Raw genomic sequence first — 19,177 nt, 5'->3', positions numbered from 1 at the left:
TGCTTCTAAAACGGAACCATGATGCTGTTACAACTATCTACAACCTTTATAAATCAACAAAAAGAAGCAGCCCAATTTATATGTGAACTGGACTGCTTCGTTTTTATTTAATGTTTGTAACCTTAAAAACGACCGTTTTAAATAAACCCTTTTGTTTTAAAGTTCATTAGGTAATTTACCTGAGTTTTTATACGTTTTGACAGCTTTTTCGACCCTTTCTCTCTGATCTGATGGTACAGCTGGACTATACTCGCCCAACTCAATAGCATTCTCTTGAAAATCAAAGGTCAGAGGTTTGCCAGGAAGATCATCGTCAAGAAAACGCTCCATGGCTGACACATACACATGATCAAGACGTTGCACTGTGCTTGTTAACACTGTACGTTCAGCCACATGCGATTGATCTTTCACATAACCAATCGCATAATTTCCATCCGCTTGCGCCTTTTCTATAATTGGGATGTTAAAACTGTCACCCGCTGGATAAAATACATCCGCTCCCTTTCTATTCATTGTTTCATAAGAAGAAAGAGCTTTTTCTACAGCTCCCCAATCGTTAGTATAACTTAACTCGATTTTCGCCTCAGGGTTTTGATGCTTAACTCCAGCATAAAATCCTTCGACTTCAGGCTGCCATTCAAACGATGCAATTAAACCAATACGATTTGATTTTGTCATTTCTCCAGCAACCATTCCACCAAAAAACCCCATAGCATCTGAACTAAAATTCAGACTGGTCACATTTTCTGCAGTAAATCCCCCATTAAAATATATAAATTGGACATCTAAATATTCCTTATGGATTTGCTTAAAATGATTGCTATACAGACTGCTATGGCCAAATATGACAGTAACACCTTGATCAACTAATTCATTTACAGCATCTCTTGTCCCCTGAAGGGTCTGAACGCCTTCTTTAAAATAAACATCCATATCAAATTTTTCTTGTATAGCTTTTAACCCTTTATATCCCTGTTGCCCCCACGCTTGATCATTTATATTCGTCTCGACGAGCATCCCAGCCTTATCTTGTTGACCGAAAACAGGCTTGTGCTGACATCCAGTCATGATCATTATTAAAATAATACTTAATAATTTATATAATTTCACAAAACGTACACCCCTATAAATTTATCTTTCCTTATATTATAGGGATCTTTTTCTATAAGTAAATATTTATAGAAATTTATTTGATGGTAAGCTAAAGTTTTTATGCACCATCCAAATTCGTTCTAATACTTCTGGAGGTTGCTCTTCTCTACTAGTATTCTGAAAAACATCCTGTTGTAACCGTAATTCTCCATTTTCTAAATGATGAATAATTGCTTCTAAAAAGTCTTCTATATAAACTGCACCATTGTTCAAAATCCATATCTTTAAATCATCAACCGTGTCAATTTCTTTTTCTTCCATATCCATAAATTCTCCGAATAAAGGTGGGAATTTTATTAGAATATCATCTGAAGAATAGTCTTCATATTCCACTTTAATTGCTTCGTCTGAGATAAGAAACTTAGGTTCATCTTTTGAATGGTGGCTATGATTAAAACGCTCCTCAATTGTGTTAAAGTGTTGAAAATGACTATTACGACCTACATACATATAGAGTTGTTCCTTCTTGGTATCATCAATCAAATCTACACCAACAACTTCATGACCATTGTGAAGTAGTTGTCTCGTTAAATGGTACCCAACCCAGTGAAAACAGTTGAATAAAACGACAACCATTCGAATGCCCCCCCATTCTACGCTTTTCTTTTATTTTATTCGTTGTCCTAAATAATCATGCTAGATAAAAAGAACTTCCAGTATCAGTGTACTTCCTATTTGATAGAAGCCTTCAGCTTGATCTGCAAAATAATTAAAGTTGAAGCGATTCCATATTTATTTTTTATGAACCTTCTGGTAGAATAAATGAAGAATGTGTAAAAAATGAGGTGAGTAACTATGCGGATAATTTGGGCTGTCTTATGGGCCTTTCTATTAAGTTTTATGACAGCATATGTTGTTAGCAACATGGGAGGAGCAGAATTTTCTACCCTTCAGGTTGTGATTATGACAATTCTATTTAGCGTTGCCGCAATTGTACTTGGTGAAGGTGCTATTAACGAAGAAGCCTAACACTCAAAAAAAACGTTGCTAACCTTTTTTAAGTTAGCAGCGTTTTTTTATGGTATAAGGGAGATAATTTTTAATTAATCGACTGTAACATGTGATGAGAAATATTTAATTATCGTACATATATGAAAAGGAAACAACGAACTGTATTATTTCGTGAGTTCAATCAAGGGGGACAAGTTATAATGGAAGAATTATGGTTGATTTTAAAGTATCTTTTTCTAGGAATTTTTCAAGGGTTTACTGAACCTATTCCCATTTCTTCGAGTGGGCATTTAGTCATTGTTCAAAAATTAATGGACTTAGATTTAAAAGGATATGGATTTGAAGTTTTAGTCAATTTTGGTTCACTGATTGCCGTTTTAATTATTTATCGGGAAGACATCCTTCGTCTAATCCGAAATGGGATCGGATTTTTGATGACAAAGGATTCTCGGCAAAAAGATGATTTTGACTTTATTGTATATTTAATTATAGGAACAATTCCTGCTGGGGTTATTGGGATCTTATTTAGCGATGTATTTGATAGCTTAAAAGGTACGGAAACCGTTGGCATTACCTTAATAATAACCGGACTTGCTCTTTGGGTGATACGAAATATACGTGGGCTTAAAAGTGATGGTATGTTAACTTGGAAGGATGCCTTAATCGTAGGACTTTCTCAAGCTGTGGCATTGATTCCAGGAATTAGCCGATCAGGAGCAACGATTGTTGCTGCGATGCTTTTAGGTATGAAACAAGAGACAGCCTTAAGGTTTTCGTTCTTATTGTATATCCCAGTGAGCTTAGGGACGATGCTACTGTCGGTTGATGAGTTGTTAGTTGACATTTCCACCATGTGGCCAAGTTATCTCGTGGCTTTCTTAGCATCTATTGTAGCGACTTACTTTTCATTGAAATGGTTTATGAACGTTATGGCTAACGGAAATTTAAAATATTTTGCACTATACTGTTTTGTCGTAGGTGGCCTCGTTTGGATGTTCTTATAATTTGAATGTTATTGTGATATGAATAAGATTATACGACCTCATTCATATAATAAAAGTAGTTCAGTTAGAGGGTACAAGGTGGATGTTTGTACTCTAAAACTGAACTACTTTTTGTTAGAGGATAATTTTTTTTCTTACCCCCCACTAACTGGCGGGATAAACGCTACAACATCATCTTTTTCAATCACCATATCACTCGTGGCGAATTCTTCATTAATAGCGGTCATCGCATCATGGACCTTCACTAAACCGTGTTCCGAATCCATCAGCTCTTTCACCTGTTTAACTGTTTTCCCAGTAACATCTATCTCTACAGACTCTTTCCCGATTTTTTCCTGCAACTCGGCAAAAAATAAAATTTTATTCAACACATATCCCCCTCTTCTGGTTTTCCTGATACAAAAGACTTCGTTTCAGTCTGATTCCCGATCCATTCTTCCCCGTCTTCCCAATGTTCTTTTTTCCAAATTGGAACTATTTCTTTAGTCCGTTCTATGGCATAGCGGCTTGCTTCATAGGAATCAGCACGATGAGGAGTCGAGATAGCAATGACAACCGCAATATCTTCTATGTCTAATCGTCCGACCCTGTGAGTGATAGCTACTTTACTATCCGGCCATTGGTCTATAATCTCATTACCTATCTCAGCTAATTTTGCTTCGGCCATTGATTGGTAAGCTTGATATTCTAAGTATAATGTACGTTTCCCCTTCGTAAATTCACGTACTGTACCGATAAACGTATTGATCGCACCAGCGTCTCGCCTGGAAACGAGTCCTACTGTTTTTTCAATGGAAATCGGTTCTTCTATTATTTGAAAAAGCTTCTCCATATATTAATTTCCTCCCTCAATTGTTGAATAAATCTCATCGATGTGCTCTTTCCAATGATGGATATTATAGACTGGAACAGCTAGGTTTGGTATTAAGTTTTCATCCCAAGTAAATACCATTTGTATTTTTGTTAACTTTAGTAACTCTATATCTTCTTTATCTTTTATAATAACAGTTTTATGGTAATTTTCCTGTTTATAGCCTTCTATAAAGATGACATCTGGCTCTAACATTTTGTACCACTCTATAATACGTACTAACGGAAGTTCTTTATTTATCTGTAATTGTAGTGAATCGGGGCTTGTCACGGTGGTGATCAAAGATCCGCATTGATGGAGGTAATCACTATCTGTAGATGTTTTCATAGGCTTTAAAGGTGTTCGATGTCCATGATGTTTAATGACTGCAACCTGATTTCCTTTAGCATTCCCATAGCGAATTAATTCACTTAGCAGAGTTGTTTTTCCACTATTTTTATATCCCACGATTTGAAAAATAGCCGGTTGACCCATTGGTGATCGTCCTTTCTAACTATAAAAAGCCCCTGCCGATAAGGAGGGGCTTTTTTGCTTATCAATCTGGAATACCTAGTGCAATTTTCGCATAACGACTCATGCGATCCTTCGTCCAAGGTGGATTCCAAACAATATTAACCGTTACTTCGTTAACCTCTGGCAGGTCGGCAAGGCAACGTTTAACATCTTGTTCAATTTGACCAGCTAATGGACAACCCATGGCTGTTAATGTCATTGTCACTGTTGTATTGCCATTATCGTCCATGTCAGATCCATAAACAAGACCTAAGTTAACGATATCAATACCTAGTTCAGGGTCAATTACATTTTCAAGGGCGCCCATAACATTTTCTTCAAGTGCAGTATCCATAACAGTACCCCCTTCTCATTTGTTCACTCTCTATTATAAACAAAATAGACCATAGAATAAAGTGATACTTCTATTAGTGGGTGAATTAGATATTTAAAAGCAATGATTTACGATTAAATTTTCTTTCCTTCTATATAAAATTACGAATTTAAAGAACCATTTCAAGCCAATTGACCATTTCAACAATAGCAAATCGACTGACTTTATGGTCCACCCCTACTTCTCGTAAAAAGCGAATGTTCTCAGGATTTCTGTAAGAGTTCGCCACTTCATTATAAAAACCATACGAATGTTCAAAAGGAACAACAGGATCAGCATCTCCATGCCAGAGAAATAATGGACGTTCTCTCAACTTATCCTTTTGAACCGACAAATCAATACTGTTCAGTGAACTATAGAGATCGTCTAATTCTGATTCATTAATAGGAAGTTGCAATCCAGTTCGTTCAACATCTTTAATCAATTTTTGAGCAAATTCTACTGGTTTTGGTGAACCCATCATCACTGTAGCCGCTTGTATCCACGGGTACATCGTCAGAGCTGCACTTGTTGTCACTCCTCCCATTGATGTACCGCCTACACCAAACCGCTCGTTTTCAATCAGTTCCCTTTGATCTAACTCATCTTTTATTTCTTGAAGGTCTTTTAAGTTCTGATAAACAATATCCCAAAACTTGAAGCTTAATTCTCTTTTGGATAAATCATCGATTCGTTCGCCATGATAAAGACTGTCCGGTAAAACTACGCGATAGCCTTTTTGAGCAAGTAAAAAAGCTTGGGGCAAATTGTGCTCTTTTGCAGAAGTAAACCCGTGAAAGTATGTAAAAACGGGTAAGGGCTGATCGTATTTTGCAGATTCTACCACTACTAACGTGGGAATATTTCTTAGTGTTTCTCGATGTATACCAATCATTTTCTTGATTCCTTTCCTACATTCTTTACATTTTATTTATAGAAATTTACATGTTTTTTTGTATAATTAATATCGTAACATCGGTATTAAAAATTGGAAAGGATTAGGTATTGCCATTCCCACTCGTTGCAATCCCAATCCTTTCCCGATACACTATGAATGAGGTGAATAGGATGACAAGTCAACATTTAATTGCTTTAGATTTAGACGGTACATTATTAACAGATGATAAACAAATTAACTTAGAAACTAAAAAAATCATATCAGACGCAATGGACAAAGGACACATTGTTTGTATAGCAACGGGTCGCCCACACCGTGCAAGTATTGACTTTTATAAAGAATTAGGGTTAACAACTCCAATGGTTAATTTTAACGGTGCCCTTATCCACCACCCTAATGATAGGAATTGGGATGCCATACACTCCCCCCTATCCATACGTACAGCACATAAAATTATCCATACATGTCATGAACTTGGTGTCAAAAATATCTTAGCAGAAGTAAGGGACACTGTATATTTAGACCAGTATGACGAGGAAATCATGAAAATTTTCCATACAAATGATGAAAACCCTATAACGATCGGCCGCCTTCAATCAAACTTACAAGATGACCCCACTTCATTATTGATTCATCCAGAAGAGGAAAAAATTAGAGCCCTCCGAGATGAACTTGATGTACATGCTGAACTGATCGAGCACCGAAAATGGGGAGCTCCTTGGCATGTCATTGAAATTGTTCGTGCTGGTATGAACAAAGCCGTTGGTCTTAAGAAGATTGCTCATTATTATCATATCCCACAAGACCGAATTATTGCATTTGGTGATGAAGATAATGACTATGAGATGATTGAGTACGCAGGCGTTGGTGTTGCGATGGGCAATGCAATTGATGAACTTAAAAACAGGTCAAATTTTGTAACTGGCACCAATGAAGACAATGGAATTGGGGAATTTCTAACTGAATACTTAAAACTCAACAGAAAAGCAATGTAAGTTAATTTTTTCCTTGAGTAGAGATATCCCTCCCAGCCATACTAAGCTTGGACGCAAAAGAGCGTTCAGGCTTTTTTTATGACAGGAGGCGAATGTCATGGATAAGCAACAGCAAAGTGAAAAACAGCGGGTTGAAGTACAACCTTTTAAAGAAAGCGAAATGGAACCAAAACGGCTATCCGAAGCAAAACGTAAAGAAATGGAAGCCGATCAACACACGGTGGGAGGGTTTTAAAATGGCTAATTCCCTATTTGAAAACGCACGTAACGCCGTCAATCGTATGACGAACAGACAAAATAATGGTCATGCAGCAGGTCAGCAAGATATGCAAGCAGCCAAACAAGCCATTCAATCTGCATATAGCCAATGCTCTCAAGAAGAACAGCAAGAGCTACAGCAGTTAGAACAGAAGCTTGATGCTGAGCATAACAGTATGCGTTAAGATTGATTAGATCAGACTCTTCGGAGTCTGATCTTTTTTTACTTTGTTAAAGTTTCTGGTCGTAAGACGTTTCTAAAACTCGGTACAACCTTTAAATTTGGATGATTATAAGTAACAGCATTGGGTTGGATAAGTATTGCTTTCATGTTTTTAGTAAGCGCGGGAGCAACTTCATTAATAAAATTATCCCCGATCGAGATCACTTCTTCTGGAAATAATTCATATGCAAGCAAAATGTCGCCATAGTGTTTTTTTGTTAATGTAGGTTTTTTAGCTGAAGAAATTACTTGATCAAAAATATTTTCTAACTCTAACTCCCTTAAAAGGTTGTTCACATCGTACAATTCACTATTGGTCACTAATACAAGCCATTTTTCCTTTTTCCATTTTTCCATAGAAGCTTTCAGTCCTGGTGTTTTTGTTAACACAAATTGTTCAGAAACCATAAATTCTTTTGTTAGCATATAACATTGATAACATTTTTCTAAACTTAACCCGTAGTGGTTAGCCACTGAAAACGGTAACCACCACCCATCACCAATAGCAATTACTTTTTCAAAATCATAAGTAACAGGTTTGTTATATCGTTCAAGGACTTTCTCATCTTCCCACTGTTCTCCGTTCCATTCATGAACAGCCACTACCCTATCCGTGTATGGGTCGATACTAAGAATTTGATCATGGATGCGATCATAGGCTTTTCCTATCGTTAGCGGATGTTCACCTGCCATAATTTCTAAGTAATCCTTCTTAAAATCATTTTGCTTCTCTGAGGTTAGCTCTTTTTTTAGTAGGTTAGCGTAAAATTCAAAATGGTGAGTATCCTCATAGAGCGTTCCGTCCAAATCAAATATTAAACATTTAGCTTCTTTGATCATATTCACACCCTCCTTTTATTGGTTCTCTGTCAAATGTGGTGGAGAAGAATCTCCATCACCCTTTTGATTTAGCTGCTTTCGCATAGTTTGTTGCTTATGCCACCGCAGCCTGAATACAATTCGTTTTCCTGCGGACGAATATCAACGATCTGTTTATTTTCCACATCATCTACAACCGTCTGGAAACGCTCCCCACCGGCATCCCCTTTCACAACTCTATGATAAAATAATTGTGCACTCCTTCTCTCTTTTGCCTTTTTGTGTCGCAACTTCAGGGTACTCAAAAAGAGAATGGAGCGCATTTTTTTATTCTCCTGACTGAGCTACTGATATAGCATTCATTATAGAGCTTTTTTATTTCGACTTTAAAAAAACAATATTAATTTCATTATTAAGTAAGTTTGCTTATTTTATTCCGTTAAAACCCTAGATTGTGTATTAATGGTTGATAGCGAGGATGCTTGAGCCTTTCCCCTGACAAAGCCTCAAGCATCCTCGTTACGCTGCAGGGTCTGTCACGATCGTTTTTCTGCAGGCATCGTCCTCAAAAAGATTAAAAAAATAAAACAGACATTGGTAGGATGACCCTAACAATGTCTGTTTTCATGTTCGATAAAAGGATAATTTTAGTACTATTGCATATAACATGTGACCAATTAACCAGTAAGAAATAGCAACAATATCAGCAATTCGAGGCGTTTCCTGGACTGAGAGTAACGTTAAAGGAAAGTAAGTCAGGGCAGCAAATCCAGCAAGGACAATTGCAACTTTCCACTGTCGCTTACTAGTCGCTGTTACTTTTTTCATGAAAATATAACAAAATATGATACCTATTCCCCAGGAAATAATCATATGGAACATCCATTCTATAAAAACCGGCCATTCAATAGAACCGATTATAGGAATGAAATCGACATTCATTAACAAGGTATACACTTGCTTTTCTGAAGTTAATTCTACAATCCACATGTAGAGTCCCAATGCTAAGCCTGAGTTTGTGCCTATATAGATCCCCCACCTGACCATCATTGTTCCTCTACTTTCGTTTAGTATGTTTCTTGCAATCTTAATTCCCTTAATAGCCTAAGTAAAACCTCTAAATAGGCTTCATGGTCTATAGGTTTTTCATCGATCACACGAAAATACAACGCTCTAAGAAAATGCTTACTATTATTAATGATTATTTCCTCTTTGGGATCACTCCAGCACTTTCGTTCATAAATTAAAGTTTCGAGCCAATCGATTCGCTCTTGTGGCTCAATTTTTTCAAACATTGTTATAACAGCTGTTACCATTCGTTCTTCTTCATCAAATAAATAAGGCTGATCAATCAAAAATTGTTCCTGAATCGTAGGAAGCATCCCTTTGACTTCTTCCCTTGTGATTTCCTCACATGATGCCACACTATGCAAGGCATCGGCTGCGTGAGCCATAGAATGAGCCCAACCTTTTCCTTCGATATATCCCCTGTGATCCTTTTCTTGCTCCATGTACCTTTTTAAATTTTCCCAAACTCGATGTATCTCCCGTTCTTCCAGAAATTTCTTTTCTTGGTGTTTATACATAATCGCTGGAATCAGTAGAACGGAGAAACTTCGCTTAAACACAGCGTTTTCTTCTTTTTTTGACGTTTTTATACGGTGAAATAAATAGTTTTTATTTAATATAGAATTTAGTACATTTTTAAGTTGATCATTATTGTAGTAATCTCGTTTGATAAAGTTTGTAAATAACGAGTGAATGAGATCATCTCTTAATACAGGATCTGGAGAGCCAATCCGCTGTAGCATTATAGTCGTTAACTCTGACAAACTTAATCCTTGAGGTAATGCATAATCATTATCCTTAATCGGCTGTAATACATCTATTAATTTTGCTTCCATATAATACCTCCCTCAAAGTGTCCATATTGTAACACACGAACAATATAATTTTGAAATAAGAAGCTGGTTGTTTAGTGTTTCAACATTTTCTGCTAAAATAAAAAGAGAAGTTGAATAGGAGGAATACTAATGGCAATTACTGTCGAAGAAACACCAAACCCGAATGCACGTAAATTTACAACTGAGTCTCTTATCTTTAAAGGAGATGGCAGTGTATCTGTAATGCCCGGTCAAACAAGTGATTTTGAAATTATGAACCAACTAATGAGTCTAGAAGGCGTAGACAATGTTTTTGGCTTTCAAAACTTCATTACAGTGAATAGACTACCTGACACAGATTGGGACGTACTTACTCCCAAAGTTGAAGGCGTACTAGCAGAACACGGCTATTAATATGATTCGATTTAAAACAAGGCTGACACTTAATGTCAGCCTTGTTTTTTTCTAGCATCTCTAATTATCAAAATTTTCTAATTGGGCATAATTCATGTTAATTTCTTGGCCTTCTGCATTTGTATCATACATTGTAATAATTAGAGCCCCTTTATGTGGTAGGTCTTCTGAAACAATGTCAGCCTGAGTTTCAAATGATGACCATTCTGCGTCAGGATCCTCCACTTGGACCGATTCTTCTTCAATAATTACATTATGTCCATCCTCTACTCGATAGAAAAACTCACCTGCTCTTACTTTTGCTTCACCAGAAATAGTATACTGCCCTTCTTCCCCAGATATGCTAAGTTCACGAAACACTATTTCCCCACCGGATTGTGAAGCTTCAGTGTCGTCACCTTCTGCTTGCCCAACTGTGATGGACTTTGTTATCTCAAAAGGGATCGTATTAAGGGATTGATCATTAATCGAAGTAACTAAAAACGACATAGTGGCATCATATTCCCCTGTCGGCAAATCTTGTTCCAACACTTCATCGGCTTCCATTCTATCGCCTGGTTGAAGTTCTTCTGTTGTAAGTTGCTGTGAAAATGCTTGGTCATCAGAATATCTATAAACCTCTTCCCCGTCTTCACTTTCCAAAATAATTTCATATTTTTGGCTTGAATTAAATCCTAATATCATTGGATTATCCGCTTCATTTTCGATGAAAAAGGAGAAATTTATTACTCCCTCTGACGAGCTTACTTCAGCATCGAAACTTAGCTGTTCTATTAAGGATACAATATTTTCAGATTGAGCCTCAGACTCTCCCTCTGAAGTTTCTTCCTCCTTATTTATATCTTTTTCATTGTCTGAATTTTCTTCGGAATTGGAATTTGTACATCCAACTAAAAGCACAGCGAGTATACCTGTCATCAAAAGAAACCATTTATTCAGTTCAAACACACCCTTTTCTAAGTAAATTTTTATTTGTCATCTTTTCTAAAGAAACCAAAAATTCCAGTTGTTTGTACGATATTTGTAAACGCTTGAGCATCTACATCAGAGATAATATGTTGCAAGTCATAGAGTTCATAACGGGTAATTACCATGACAAGCATATTTTTGTCTTGTTGAGTAAACGCTCCTTTGGCTGGCAATGTCGTAATGCCTCGTACCATTTTAGCATGAATTGCTTTTTCTAAATCAGCTGCTTTTGTTGTAATAATCATTGCAGTTAACTTCTCGTGACGCGTATGGACTGCATCAATAACCCTCGTTGTAACATATAAAGTTAACAATGTATAAAGAGCATTTTCTGGAGAATATAACAATCCTGCAATCGCTATAATTGCACTATTAATAATTAAAAAATAAATGCCAATCGGGCGATCTTTCATGCGGGACAAAATCATGGCTACAATGTCAAGACCACCTGTTGAAGCTCCCCATTTTAATGTCATCCCAACACCTACACCACCAAGGACTCCACCAAATACAGCGTTAAGAATAATATCCCCTGATAGTTGCAAAACAGGTATGACCTCTAAAAAGAAAGTGGTAAATCCAACAGAGATAACACTATAAACTGTAAAACCTTTGCCTACTTTATACCAACCTAGTATCGCAACAGGAATATTAAGTAAGAACAAGATTAGACCTGTACTAACTCCAGGTATCCCCAAAAAATCTTGAAAAATACTTGTAAGCAACTGTGCTACACCAGTAAATCCACTAGCGTAAACATTCGCTTCAATTAAAAATAAATTTAACGATAACGCGTTAAAAGCGGCTCCTAATACTACGACCAATATTCGTTTTAACTCAAATGAAAACATGACGACCTCCAATCTAGCATAAAGACGCTATTCTTTTTTTATCACCACTAGTTACGAAAATCAAGCCTTTTCCTTATCGTTCCCCTTAGAACTCTTTCCTTAACCATCGAACATAGAAAGGTTTTCCTTTACTATATCCTCTCTTAAGCCTACACTAAAAAGTATAGAATATTATGAACTGTAGGTGAAATTATGGTTAAAATTTTGTGTGATTCAGCTTGTGACTTATCATTGGAAACATTACAAAATTACAACGTAGACTGTTTACCTTTAAGTGTCACCATTGGAGGGGAAGAATTTGAAGACGGAAAGACGATTATCCCTGAAAAAGTATATTCGTTAATGAGGGATGGGGAATCACCGAAAACCTCCCAAGTTTCCCCACAAGCATTTCGCGATACATTTATCAACTATGTAAAGGAAGAACAAGAGTTTATTTATTTTGCCTTTTCTTCAGAATTATCTGGTACATATCAAACAGCCAAAATGGTCGAACAGGAAGTGAAAGAAGAATACCCCGATGCTAAATTTGAAATCATTGATACGGAAGCTGCTTCTCTCGGATACGGTTTAATCATTTTACGTATTGCTGAATTAGCTAAAGAAGGGAAAACTTTTGAAGAAATTGTTGAGATCGGAAGTTTTCATGCGGAACACATGGAACATATATTCACCGTTGATGACCTTGAATATTTGTATCGTGGTGGAAGAGTCAGTAAAACAGCTGCCTTTGTTGGCAGTCTGCTTCGAATCAAACCCCTCCTCCATATGGAAGACGGAAAACTAATACCACTTGAAAAAATCCGTGGTAGCAAAAAGGTACTTAGACGGATGGTGGATGTGATGAAAGAAAGAGGTGTTGACTTAAATAAACAACGCCTTGCTATTAGTCACGGGGACGACATCCAAACTGCTGAGAAATTGGCTGAAATGATTCGTGAAGAGTTCGGCACAAAAGAAATTCACATTGAAATGGTCGGTGCTGTTATTGGAGCTCATGCTGGTCCAGGGACTATTGCTCTATTCTTCCTAAATAAAAGCCCCGAGTAAAAATAAGCCTGACTACTGGTCAGGCTTATTTTTTACCTCTAAATTGTAGCAAAGCAAGGAAATCACCATACGTTTCCTTTTATTTATCACCTTTCAAATTGGAAGCTCTCTTACTTTTTATACTCATCCACGTGATAGCCGTAACAAAAAGAAATAAAACTCCACCTACGAAACCAATAAATAACCAGTTATAGCCTTGGTCATCTTCCACAACAAACACGTCAGCTAATTCGCGCTCCATCCCTAATTTATAAACACCATCGTCGGATTGACGCACAACTCCATCTTCCAGCAATCCACGCATTTGTTGGTTATCTGGAAGATCGCTTATATCTGCCGTCCTAGTAGCTGAAGCATTATTAATGGCAATGACCATGGTTTGCTCCTCATATTCTCTCTTAAATACAGCTAGTCCATCCTCATTATATAGCTCTTGATAACTTCCTCGAGTTAATGCTGGAAATTCATCTCTCATGGATGTTAATTTTTCAATACGCTGATTCAGTTCTTCATCTCCACCTTTAAAATCCATCATCCGACGGTTTTCTGGGGCTTGCCCACCGTCTAAAGGAATTTCCGTTCCGTAATACATCATTGGAATTCCAGGGGAAGTAAACATATGTGTTAAAGCCAATTTCCATCGTGTAATAGGATTGCCGCCATGCTCAACCGCTGTTCGGGTAAACCTCTGTTGATCTTGGTTATCGATAAAATTGCCTAATGCCATAGGATTTTCATACAATTGTTCATTTTGCTCCCATACATCATATAAGGGACCGAGCGATCCGTCGACTGATTTAAACGCATTCATTAAACTCTCGTGAAACGAGTAATTTACAAAGCTGTCTATCCCTGTTGATTCATAGTCCGCAACAGATGTGGGATCCTCATTCTCAACATCTCCTAGCACGAAAAAATCTTTGTCTATTGACTTTACATGATCATTAAAACCTGACCAAAACTCTTGAGAAACATTCTTGCCCGGTTCAAGACGAAATCCGTTGACTCCTGTCTCGTCTATCCAAAATTCGGCTACATCAAATAAGTATTGCTGTACCTCTGGGTTGTCTATATTTAACTCTTCTACTGGTTCCTGATTTTCATCTATATCATTAAACCAATCAGTTTTCTCGTCTTCTTCAAGCCATGGATGCTTATCACCTGTAAAATTAACATTAAAATCAAAAATTACTTTAATATCACGATCATGAGCTTCTTCAACAAGCTGTTTTGCATCATCTATCGTACCATAGTGCTCTTCAACTGCCATAAAATCATCCACCCAATTACCATGATACCCCATTTCTTGATTACTCATTATTGGTGATAACTCAATTGTAGTGAAACCCATCTCATTAATATAATCTAACTGTTCAATAATTCCTTGTAAGTCCCCACCATGATAAGCGTCAGGATCATCCGTATCCACTTCATAATCATTATCTCTATTTGCATTCATAAATCGATCAACCATAATATAATAGATACTTTCGTCTTGCCATTTTCGCTCTTCTTTTTCAACGGCACCTACGTCAAGGGCGCAAAAAAGAAGAAACGGAATAAGCATGAGAACTGTTCCGAGTTTTCTCATCTCCCGCTCCCCCTTATAAGTATAACGTACGCCTTTAAGAGTATCCTTTTGTACCTCCAGCCGTCAATGTGAAAGTGGAAGATTGCTAAAAAGATTACAACGATTCCTCAAATCCACCAAAACTTTTGTGCAATAAAATCAAATAAACCGCACTCAAAAGAGCACGGCAATAATACTTCACTTATCTAATTAATTTTAATTTGATACGTTTTTAGCCAGTGATTGACTTGGCATAGGTTAGCAATTAATTGAGGGCCTGTCATCAATTGACCGAACCATGGAGTATTTATATTTTTACCTTCTGATTCATTTAGTAATTTCAATTCTTTTCGATCGAATAAGTCAAAGATTGGAGCATTAGACTGATTTAAAATGTCTGCCATCCAGGCTGTGACGACTTTTGTATAATTGGGATCAAATGTTTTAGGATATGGATTCTTCTTTCGTTGTAGTACTTTATCAGGTAATATTCCTTTCATGGCTTCTCTTAATAAACCTTTTTCTTGATCTCCAAAGTGCTTCATCTCCCAAGGAATATTATAAGCATATTCTACGAGTCTATGATCACTAAAAGGCACACGCACTTCTAAACTCGCCCCCATGCTCATACGGTCTTTTCTTTCAAGTAGGGTTTGCATGAACCAATTCATATTTAAATAGAGCATTTGACGGTGTTTAGCTGCCGCTTCCGTTTCTCCATCTACTAGGGGGGCTTCATTGATGGAATCGTAATATCGTCGCATCATGTACTGCTCCAAGTCATACGTATCACTGACATCCTGCTTGATCAATTTTTTTCGTTCTTGAATAGAGCGAATCCAAGGAAACCCATTACGATCACGATCTTCTTTCCGATAAAACCACGGATACCCTCCAAAAATTTCATCTGCACACTCTCCAGATAACCCAACAGTTACATGGTTTTTTATCCGTTCACAGAACCATAGAAGGGATGAATCTACATCAGCCATTCCCGGAAGATCACGAAGTTCAACTGATCTCTCCAACCTTGATACCAGATCCTCCACACTCGCTTCTAACGCAAAATGTTTGGTTTGATGTTTCTTTTGAACAAGTTGAATATAATCTAAATCCCGATCTGGTTGAAACGAATTACTTTTAAAAAATTTCTCTTGTTCTTCATAATCAATCGAAAAAGTGTGCAATCTTCCTAAATTTTCTTTTTGATAATGATTAGCCGCAATGGCAGTGATCGCGCTCGAATCTAATCCTCCTGATAGAAAAGTACCAAGTTTCACATCACTCACTAATTGGCGTTCCACTGCGTTTGTAAAAAGATCTCTTACATGTTCAATAGTTTCCGTCAAAGAGTGAGTATGGGCTTTACTTTGAACATTCCAATAACGTTCAACCGTAAATTTCCCTTGCTGCCATGTGGCACAAAAACCTGGTCTTAACTCGTTTATTCCATCAAACACACCATGACCTGGTGTTCGTGAAGGTCCTAATGTAAGGACTTCTAAAATCCCCTCTTCAGAAATGCTTGCTTGTTGTTGGGGATGGGCAAGAATGGCTTTGATTTCGGAGGCAAAGATAAGGCCACCTTTTTGCTCACTATAAAATAGCGGTTTTACCCCTAAACGATCTCTTGATAAAAATAATCGCTTTTTCTTAACTTCCCAAATACTAAACGCAAAGATCCCGTTAAAATGCTCTAAACATTTTGATCCCCATTCAATATAACTAACGAGTACTACTTCAGTATCAGAGTGTCCTTGAAAAGTCCATCCTTTGGCTTTTAATAATTGTCTTACTTCATCTGTATTATAAAGCTCACCGTTATAACACAGTACATATTCCTCACCGTTTGCCTGACGCACCATCGGCTGCACTCCACCATCTGGGTCCACAACAATGAGTCGCTGATGACCAAAACCCGCTATACCCTTCACCCAACTTTTGTAATCATCAGGACCTCTATGCTTAATTGTTTTAGCCATTTGATCTATAGTGAGTAACTTATTTTCTTCCTTCGCATCCTTATCAATCCAACCAACTAATCCACACATTTCACGTCACCATCCTTTTCACATTAAAAAAAGCATCATAATAAAAGATATGATACTAAGCTTGGTTTCTATGAAAGATATTTTAAAACAGTTGACTTTACCAGTGAGAATGATTATCATTTAACTTAGTTAGCACTTGTTACCCCCAATAGCAGTGAAAGCTACTAAAGTCTAACCCCCCTCTCTATATTTACAGAAAAAACATGCATGATGTGTAGTACACATCATGCATGTTTTTTCTATGCTGGCAGTAATCCTAGCGGTAAGAAACCGAATCCTAAAACAAGTGCAATAATCGCAGCAATTAGTAATTGCCCCCACCAGGCTGCAACAGGCTTTTTCTTCTTGTACTTCACACTGACCATTTCCATTGCAACAATGATCCAAAGACCGACGAGAAGTTTAATCACGGCTAAGCCTAGTTGGCTTGATCCCATGTACTCGGCAAATAATGATCCACCTGAATACAAAATTAATAAATAATCAGCTCGTAAAATCATATGAGATATTTTCGCTGCCTTTTCGTTTCCGCTTCTTGTAAATGTCGTAACCAATCCGATTAACACAAAAGCAATTACCCAAGAGGTAATATGTAAATGTGGCATTTTTGTTCCCCCTTTATTACATAAATCTATCCCTATACTACCATGAGATTTTCATTTTTTCCTATCAAAAGCTTCACCATGTAATTTTTTTATAAATAAGAAAATTAATACTGAACCTGTTATACTGAACATGAAGTTTCAAATGAAATTGGAGGGATATCATGACAGTAAATAGTCAGCAGATTATTGACCAAACACAAGAATATGGTGCAAAAAACTACCATCCTTTACCGATTGTTATTTCAAAAGCAGAGGGCGTCTGGGTAGAAGATCCTGAAGGCAATAAATATATGGATATGCTTAGTGCTTACTCAGCAGTCAATCAGGGGCATCGTCATCCTAAAATTATTCAAGCACTCCAAGACCAAGCAGCTCGAGTTACCTTAACTTCACGTGCCTTCCATAATGACCAGTTGGGTCCATGGTATGAAAAAATATGTAAACTAACGAATAAAGAAATGGCTCTTCCTATGAATACTGGCGTTGAAGCCGTGGAAACAGCTATTAAGGCTGCACGTCGTTGGGCATATGATGTTAAAGGCGTCGACGATGGAAAGGCTGAGATTATCGCATGTGAAGGAAACTTTCACGGTCGGACGTTGACGGCTGTCTCCCTTTCATCTGATCAAGAAAATCAACGAGGCTTCGGTCCATTATTGCCTGGTATTAAAGTGATTCCTTATGGTGATGTGGAGGCCTTAAAAGAAGCAATAACTGAAAATACAGCAGGTTTCTTACTAGAACCTATTCAAGGTGAGGCAGGTATTATCATGCCGCCTGATGGCTTTCTAAAAGAAGCTTATGAAGTTTGTAAGCAAGAGAACGTACTATTTATCGCTGATGAAATTCAGGCTGGACTAGGGCGGAGCGGCAAAATGTTTGCCTGTGACTGGGAAGATGTTTCCCCTGATGTTCTGATTTTAGGTAAAGCACTAGGTGGCGGTGTTTTTCCGATTTCCTGTGTAGTCGCAAATAAAGATATTCTTGGTGTATTCAATCCAGGCTCCCACGGTTCAACATTTGGCGGCAACCCGTTAGCAAGCGCCGTATCTGTGGCATCCCTAGAGGTAATTGAAGAAGAAAACTTAGCCGATCGTTCCTTAGAACTCGGCACGTATATGCAAGATGAATTAAAGAAAATTGACAATCCAAAAGTTAAAGAAATCCGTGGGAAAGGCTTGTTTATTGGCGTAGAAATGTCAGAACCTGCTCGTCCTTACTGTGAACAGTTAAAAGAAAAAGGACTTCTTTGTAAGGAAACACATGAAAATGTCATCCGCTTTGCCCCTCCTCTTACGATTGAAAAAGAAGATTTAGACTGGGCAATTAATCATATAAAAGAAGTTTTAAAATAGGTATAAGTTAAGGTAAGTAGTTCCGTTTCGGTGAAGAACTTATGAATTAGCAGACCAAATCGCATACGATTTGGTCTCTTATTTTTGCGAAAACTCGATTTCTAGAATGTGTGGCTGTTTCGTCATCGGTAGGAGGAGAAGGTGATCGGGGAAATAACTTGCTTTCCGTGGGCGTCGGTGAGTCTCCTTGCCATGAAGAAGAGGGACGGAACATATCAGGCTACACTTGGTGTTTTAACAGATCCCTCACACTATAATAGTAACGGTAGAACAGCTCCGGTTCCGATGGAAATATAAGGCAAGGGGCGGTGGGGAAGAGGGAGACTCCTGTGGGATACGCGGGGAGGCTGCTGAAAAACCACATAGTTTTTAAAAGACTAAAAATAAAATAGA

The 19,177-nt window shown here is 37.5% G+C and carries 24 protein-coding genes; 8 read left to right on the top strand and 16 right to left on the bottom strand.

What is annotated here, in order from left to right:
• Positions 1–156: 156 nt before the first annotated feature.
• Positions 157–1,110 carry a BMP family ABC transporter substrate-binding protein gene (locus tag ACFQIC_RS13220; RefSeq protein WP_390217200.1) on the bottom strand — a complete coding sequence of 318 codons (954 nt, stop codon included), beginning with the start codon at positions 1,108–1,110 and terminating at the stop codon, positions 157–159.
• 66 nt (positions 1,111–1,176) lie between these two features.
• On the bottom strand, positions 1,177–1,728 hold the full coding sequence (locus ACFQIC_RS13215; RefSeq protein ID WP_204710529.1) for a hypothetical protein: 552 nt from the start codon (positions 1,726–1,728) through the stop codon (positions 1,177–1,179).
• A 219-nt stretch (positions 1,729–1,947) separates the two neighbouring features.
• On the opposite strand from ACFQIC_RS13215, the gene ACFQIC_RS13210 reads away from it, so the two are divergent.
• Together ACFQIC_RS13210 and ACFQIC_RS13205 are read left to right on the top strand one after the other, a co-directional pair.
• Positions 1,948–2,121, top strand: a complete 174-nt coding sequence (locus ACFQIC_RS13210; protein ID WP_204710527.1) for a DUF2929 family protein — start codon at positions 1,948–1,950, stop codon at positions 2,119–2,121.
• Positions 2,122–2,303: 182 nt separating this feature from the next.
• A complete protein-coding gene (locus ACFQIC_RS13205) occupies positions 2,304–3,107 on the top strand; it encodes an undecaprenyl-diphosphate phosphatase (RefSeq protein ID WP_204710525.1) in 804 nt (267 codons plus the stop codon).
• A 134-nt stretch (positions 3,108–3,241) separates the two neighbouring features.
• Here ACFQIC_RS13205 and moaD read toward each other — a convergent pair whose 3' ends face one another.
• From moaD to ACFQIC_RS13180, 5 genes are all read right to left on the bottom strand, one after another.
• Positions 3,242–3,478, bottom strand: coding sequence for a molybdopterin converting factor subunit 1 (gene moaD / locus ACFQIC_RS13200; protein WP_390217197.1), 237 nt, complete (start codon positions 3,476–3,478; stop codon positions 3,242–3,244).
• Positions 3,472–3,939: a molybdenum cofactor biosynthesis protein MoaE gene (locus tag ACFQIC_RS13195; protein ID WP_204710521.1), complete on the bottom strand. Its 468-nt coding sequence runs from the start codon at positions 3,937–3,939 to the stop codon at positions 3,472–3,474. The genes moaD and ACFQIC_RS13195 overlap by 7 nt, the downstream gene beginning before the upstream one ends.
• 3 nt (positions 3,940–3,942) lie before the next feature.
• Positions 3,943–4,452 carry a molybdopterin-guanine dinucleotide biosynthesis protein B gene (gene mobB / locus ACFQIC_RS13190; RefSeq protein WP_204710519.1) on the bottom strand — a complete coding sequence of 170 codons (510 nt, stop codon included), beginning with the start codon at positions 4,450–4,452 and terminating at the stop codon, positions 3,943–3,945.
• 61 nt (positions 4,453–4,513) lie between these two features.
• Positions 4,514–4,825 (bottom strand): metal-sulfur cluster assembly factor, encoded by a 312-nt coding sequence (locus ACFQIC_RS13185; protein WP_204710517.1) that lies wholly within the window; start codon positions 4,823–4,825, stop codon positions 4,514–4,516.
• A gap of 148 nt (positions 4,826–4,973) precedes the next feature.
• Positions 4,974–5,738: a prolyl oligopeptidase family serine peptidase gene (locus tag ACFQIC_RS13180; RefSeq protein WP_204710515.1), complete on the bottom strand. Its 765-nt coding sequence runs from the start codon at positions 5,736–5,738 to the stop codon at positions 4,974–4,976.
• A gap of 173 nt (positions 5,739–5,911) precedes the next feature.
• Here ACFQIC_RS13180 and ACFQIC_RS13175 point away from each other — a divergent pair, with 173 nt between their 5' ends.
• From ACFQIC_RS13175 to ACFQIC_RS13165, 3 genes are all read left to right on the top strand, one after another.
• Positions 5,912–6,736 carry a Cof-type HAD-IIB family hydrolase gene (locus ACFQIC_RS13175; RefSeq protein WP_204710513.1) on the top strand — a complete coding sequence of 275 codons (825 nt, stop codon included), beginning with the start codon at positions 5,912–5,914 and terminating at the stop codon, positions 6,734–6,736.
• A gap of 97 nt (positions 6,737–6,833) precedes the next feature.
• Complete coding sequence (locus tag ACFQIC_RS13170) at positions 6,834–6,971, top strand: hypothetical protein (RefSeq protein ID WP_204710511.1); 138 nt, start codon at positions 6,834–6,836, stop codon at positions 6,969–6,971.
• 1 nt (position 6,972) lies between these two features.
• Positions 6,973–7,179: a DUF3813 domain-containing protein gene (locus tag ACFQIC_RS13165; RefSeq protein ID WP_204710509.1), complete on the top strand. Its 207-nt coding sequence runs from the start codon at positions 6,973–6,975 to the stop codon at positions 7,177–7,179.
• 38 nt (positions 7,180–7,217) lie between these two features.
• Here the strand turns inward: ACFQIC_RS13165 and ACFQIC_RS13160 are convergent, their stop codons facing one another.
• The 4 genes from ACFQIC_RS13160 to ACFQIC_RS13145 form a co-directional block, all read right to left on the bottom strand.
• Positions 7,218–8,057 (bottom strand): HAD family hydrolase, encoded by an 840-nt coding sequence (locus ACFQIC_RS13160; protein WP_204710507.1) that lies wholly within the window; start codon positions 8,055–8,057, stop codon positions 7,218–7,220.
• Positions 8,058–8,125: 68 nt separating this feature from the next.
• Positions 8,126–8,359 carry a hypothetical protein gene (locus ACFQIC_RS13155; RefSeq protein ID WP_204710658.1) on the bottom strand — a complete coding sequence of 78 codons (234 nt, stop codon included), beginning with the start codon at positions 8,357–8,359 and terminating at the stop codon, positions 8,126–8,128.
• A 301-nt stretch (positions 8,360–8,660) separates the two neighbouring features.
• Positions 8,661–9,038 (bottom strand): hypothetical protein, encoded by a 378-nt coding sequence (locus ACFQIC_RS13150; RefSeq protein ID WP_390217193.1) that lies wholly within the window; start codon positions 9,036–9,038, stop codon positions 8,661–8,663.
• A 65-nt stretch (positions 9,039–9,103) separates the two neighbouring features.
• Positions 9,104–9,940: a DUF2785 domain-containing protein gene (locus ACFQIC_RS13145; RefSeq protein ID WP_204710505.1), complete on the bottom strand. Its 837-nt coding sequence runs from the start codon at positions 9,938–9,940 to the stop codon at positions 9,104–9,106.
• A gap of 129 nt (positions 9,941–10,069) precedes the next feature.
• On the opposite strand from ACFQIC_RS13145, the gene ACFQIC_RS13140 reads away from it, so the two are divergent.
• Positions 10,070–10,333: a NifU N-terminal domain-containing protein gene (locus ACFQIC_RS13140; protein WP_204710503.1), complete on the top strand. Its 264-nt coding sequence runs from the start codon at positions 10,070–10,072 to the stop codon at positions 10,331–10,333.
• 60 nt (positions 10,334–10,393) lie between these two features.
• On the opposite strand, the gene ACFQIC_RS13135 is transcribed toward ACFQIC_RS13140, so the two are convergent.
• The gene (locus tag ACFQIC_RS13135) at positions 10,394–11,251 is read right to left on the bottom strand and encodes a BsuPI-related putative proteinase inhibitor (RefSeq protein ID WP_204710501.1); all 858 of its coding nucleotides are present in this window, start codon (positions 11,249–11,251) and stop codon (positions 10,394–10,396) included.
• 50 nt (positions 11,252–11,301) lie between these two features.
• Positions 11,302–12,153, bottom strand: a complete 852-nt coding sequence (locus ACFQIC_RS13130) for a YitT family protein (protein ID WP_204710499.1) — start codon at positions 12,151–12,153, stop codon at positions 11,302–11,304.
• Between the two features lie 189 nt (positions 12,154–12,342).
• On the opposite strand from ACFQIC_RS13130, the gene ACFQIC_RS13125 reads away from it, so the two are divergent.
• The gene (locus ACFQIC_RS13125) at positions 12,343–13,203 is read left to right on the top strand and encodes a DegV family protein (RefSeq protein WP_204710640.1); all 861 of its coding nucleotides are present in this window, start codon (positions 12,343–12,345) and stop codon (positions 13,201–13,203) included.
• Positions 13,204–13,282: 79 nt separating this feature from the next.
• Here ACFQIC_RS13125 and ACFQIC_RS13120 read toward each other — a convergent pair whose 3' ends face one another.
• The 3 genes from ACFQIC_RS13120 to ACFQIC_RS13110 all read right to left on the bottom strand — a co-directional run bounded on the left by ACFQIC_RS13120 (position 13,283) and on the right by ACFQIC_RS13110 (position 17,429).
• On the bottom strand, positions 13,283–14,794 hold the full coding sequence (locus ACFQIC_RS13120) for an alpha-amylase family glycosyl hydrolase (protein ID WP_204710497.1): 1,512 nt from the start codon (positions 14,792–14,794) through the stop codon (positions 13,283–13,285).
• Positions 14,795–14,979: 185 nt separating this feature from the next.
• Positions 14,980–16,824 carry an asparagine synthase (glutamine-hydrolyzing) gene (gene asnB, locus ACFQIC_RS13115; protein WP_204710495.1) on the bottom strand — a complete coding sequence of 615 codons (1,845 nt, stop codon included), beginning with the start codon at positions 16,822–16,824 and terminating at the stop codon, positions 14,980–14,982.
• Positions 16,825–17,063: 239 nt separating this feature from the next.
• On the bottom strand, positions 17,064–17,429 hold the full coding sequence (locus tag ACFQIC_RS13110; RefSeq protein ID WP_204710493.1) for a YisL family protein: 366 nt from the start codon (positions 17,427–17,429) through the stop codon (positions 17,064–17,066).
• A 161-nt stretch (positions 17,430–17,590) separates the two neighbouring features.
• Between ACFQIC_RS13110 and ACFQIC_RS13105 the strand changes: the two genes are divergently transcribed.
• Complete coding sequence (locus tag ACFQIC_RS13105) at positions 17,591–18,784, top strand: ornithine--oxo-acid transaminase (RefSeq protein WP_204710492.1); 1,194 nt, start codon at positions 17,591–17,593, stop codon at positions 18,782–18,784.
• Positions 18,785–19,177 lie beyond the last annotated feature (393 nt).

Origin of the sequence: Halobacillus seohaensis, from assembly GCF_042663045.1 — a bacterium.
Classification (GTDB): Bacteria; Bacillota; Bacilli; order Bacillales; family Halobacillaceae; genus Halobacillus_A; species Halobacillus_A seohaensis.
Note: the sequence above shows the minus strand (reverse complement) of the source record. Positions and strands in the feature narration are given on the sequence as shown.

Coding starts and splice junctions, on each gene's coding strand:
- ACFQIC_RS13185 (WP_204710517.1), bottom strand. CDS start 4,825: ATGGATACTGCACTTGAAGAAAATGTTATGGGCGCCCTTGAAAATGTA.
- ACFQIC_RS13160 (WP_204710507.1), bottom strand. CDS start 8,057: ATGATCAAAGAAGCTAAATGTTTAATATTTGATTTGGACGGAACGCTC.
- ACFQIC_RS13195 (WP_204710521.1), bottom strand. CDS start 3,939: ATGGAGAAGCTTTTTCAAATAATAGAAGAACCGATTTCCATTGAAAAA.
- ACFQIC_RS13105 (WP_204710492.1), top strand. CDS start 17,591: ATGACAGTAAATAGTCAGCAGATTATTGACCAAACACAAGAATATGGT.
- ACFQIC_RS13180 (WP_204710515.1), bottom strand. CDS start 5,738: ATGATTGGTATACATCGAGAAACACTAAGAAATATTCCCACGTTAGTA.
- ACFQIC_RS13215 (WP_204710529.1), bottom strand. CDS start 1,728: ATGGTTGTCGTTTTATTCAACTGTTTTCACTGGGTTGGGTACCATTTA.
- ACFQIC_RS13135 (WP_204710501.1), bottom strand. CDS start 11,251: ATGACAGGTATACTCGCTGTGCTTTTAGTTGGATGTACAAATTCCAAT.
- ACFQIC_RS13120 (WP_204710497.1), bottom strand. CDS start 14,794: ATGAGAAAACTCGGAACAGTTCTCATGCTTATTCCGTTTCTTCTTTTT.
- ACFQIC_RS13130 (WP_204710499.1), bottom strand. CDS start 12,153: ATGTTTTCATTTGAGTTAAAACGAATATTGGTCGTAGTATTAGGAGCC.
- ACFQIC_RS13110 (WP_204710493.1), bottom strand. CDS start 17,429: ATGCCACATTTACATATTACCTCTTGGGTAATTGCTTTTGTGTTAATC.
- ACFQIC_RS13170 (WP_204710511.1), top strand. CDS start 6,834: ATGGATAAGCAACAGCAAAGTGAAAAACAGCGGGTTGAAGTACAACCT.
- ACFQIC_RS13140 (WP_204710503.1), top strand. CDS start 10,070: ATGGCAATTACTGTCGAAGAAACACCAAACCCGAATGCACGTAAATTT.
- ACFQIC_RS13175 (WP_204710513.1), top strand. CDS start 5,912: ATGACAAGTCAACATTTAATTGCTTTAGATTTAGACGGTACATTATTA.
- ACFQIC_RS13145 (WP_204710505.1), bottom strand. CDS start 9,940: ATGGAAGCAAAATTAATAGATGTATTACAGCCGATTAAGGATAATGAT.
- asnB (WP_204710495.1), bottom strand. CDS start 16,824: ATGTGTGGATTAGTTGGTTGGATTGATAAGGATGCGAAGGAAGAAAAT.
- ACFQIC_RS13155 (WP_204710658.1), bottom strand. CDS start 8,359: ATGCGCTCCATTCTCTTTTTGAGTACCCTGAAGTTGCGACACAAAAAG.
- ACFQIC_RS13165 (WP_204710509.1), top strand. CDS start 6,973: ATGGCTAATTCCCTATTTGAAAACGCACGTAACGCCGTCAATCGTATG.
- mobB (WP_204710519.1), bottom strand. CDS start 4,452: ATGGGTCAACCGGCTATTTTTCAAATCGTGGGATATAAAAATAGTGGA.
- ACFQIC_RS13205 (WP_204710525.1), top strand. CDS start 2,304: ATGGAAGAATTATGGTTGATTTTAAAGTATCTTTTTCTAGGAATTTTT.
- ACFQIC_RS13210 (WP_204710527.1), top strand. CDS start 1,948: ATGCGGATAATTTGGGCTGTCTTATGGGCCTTTCTATTAAGTTTTATG.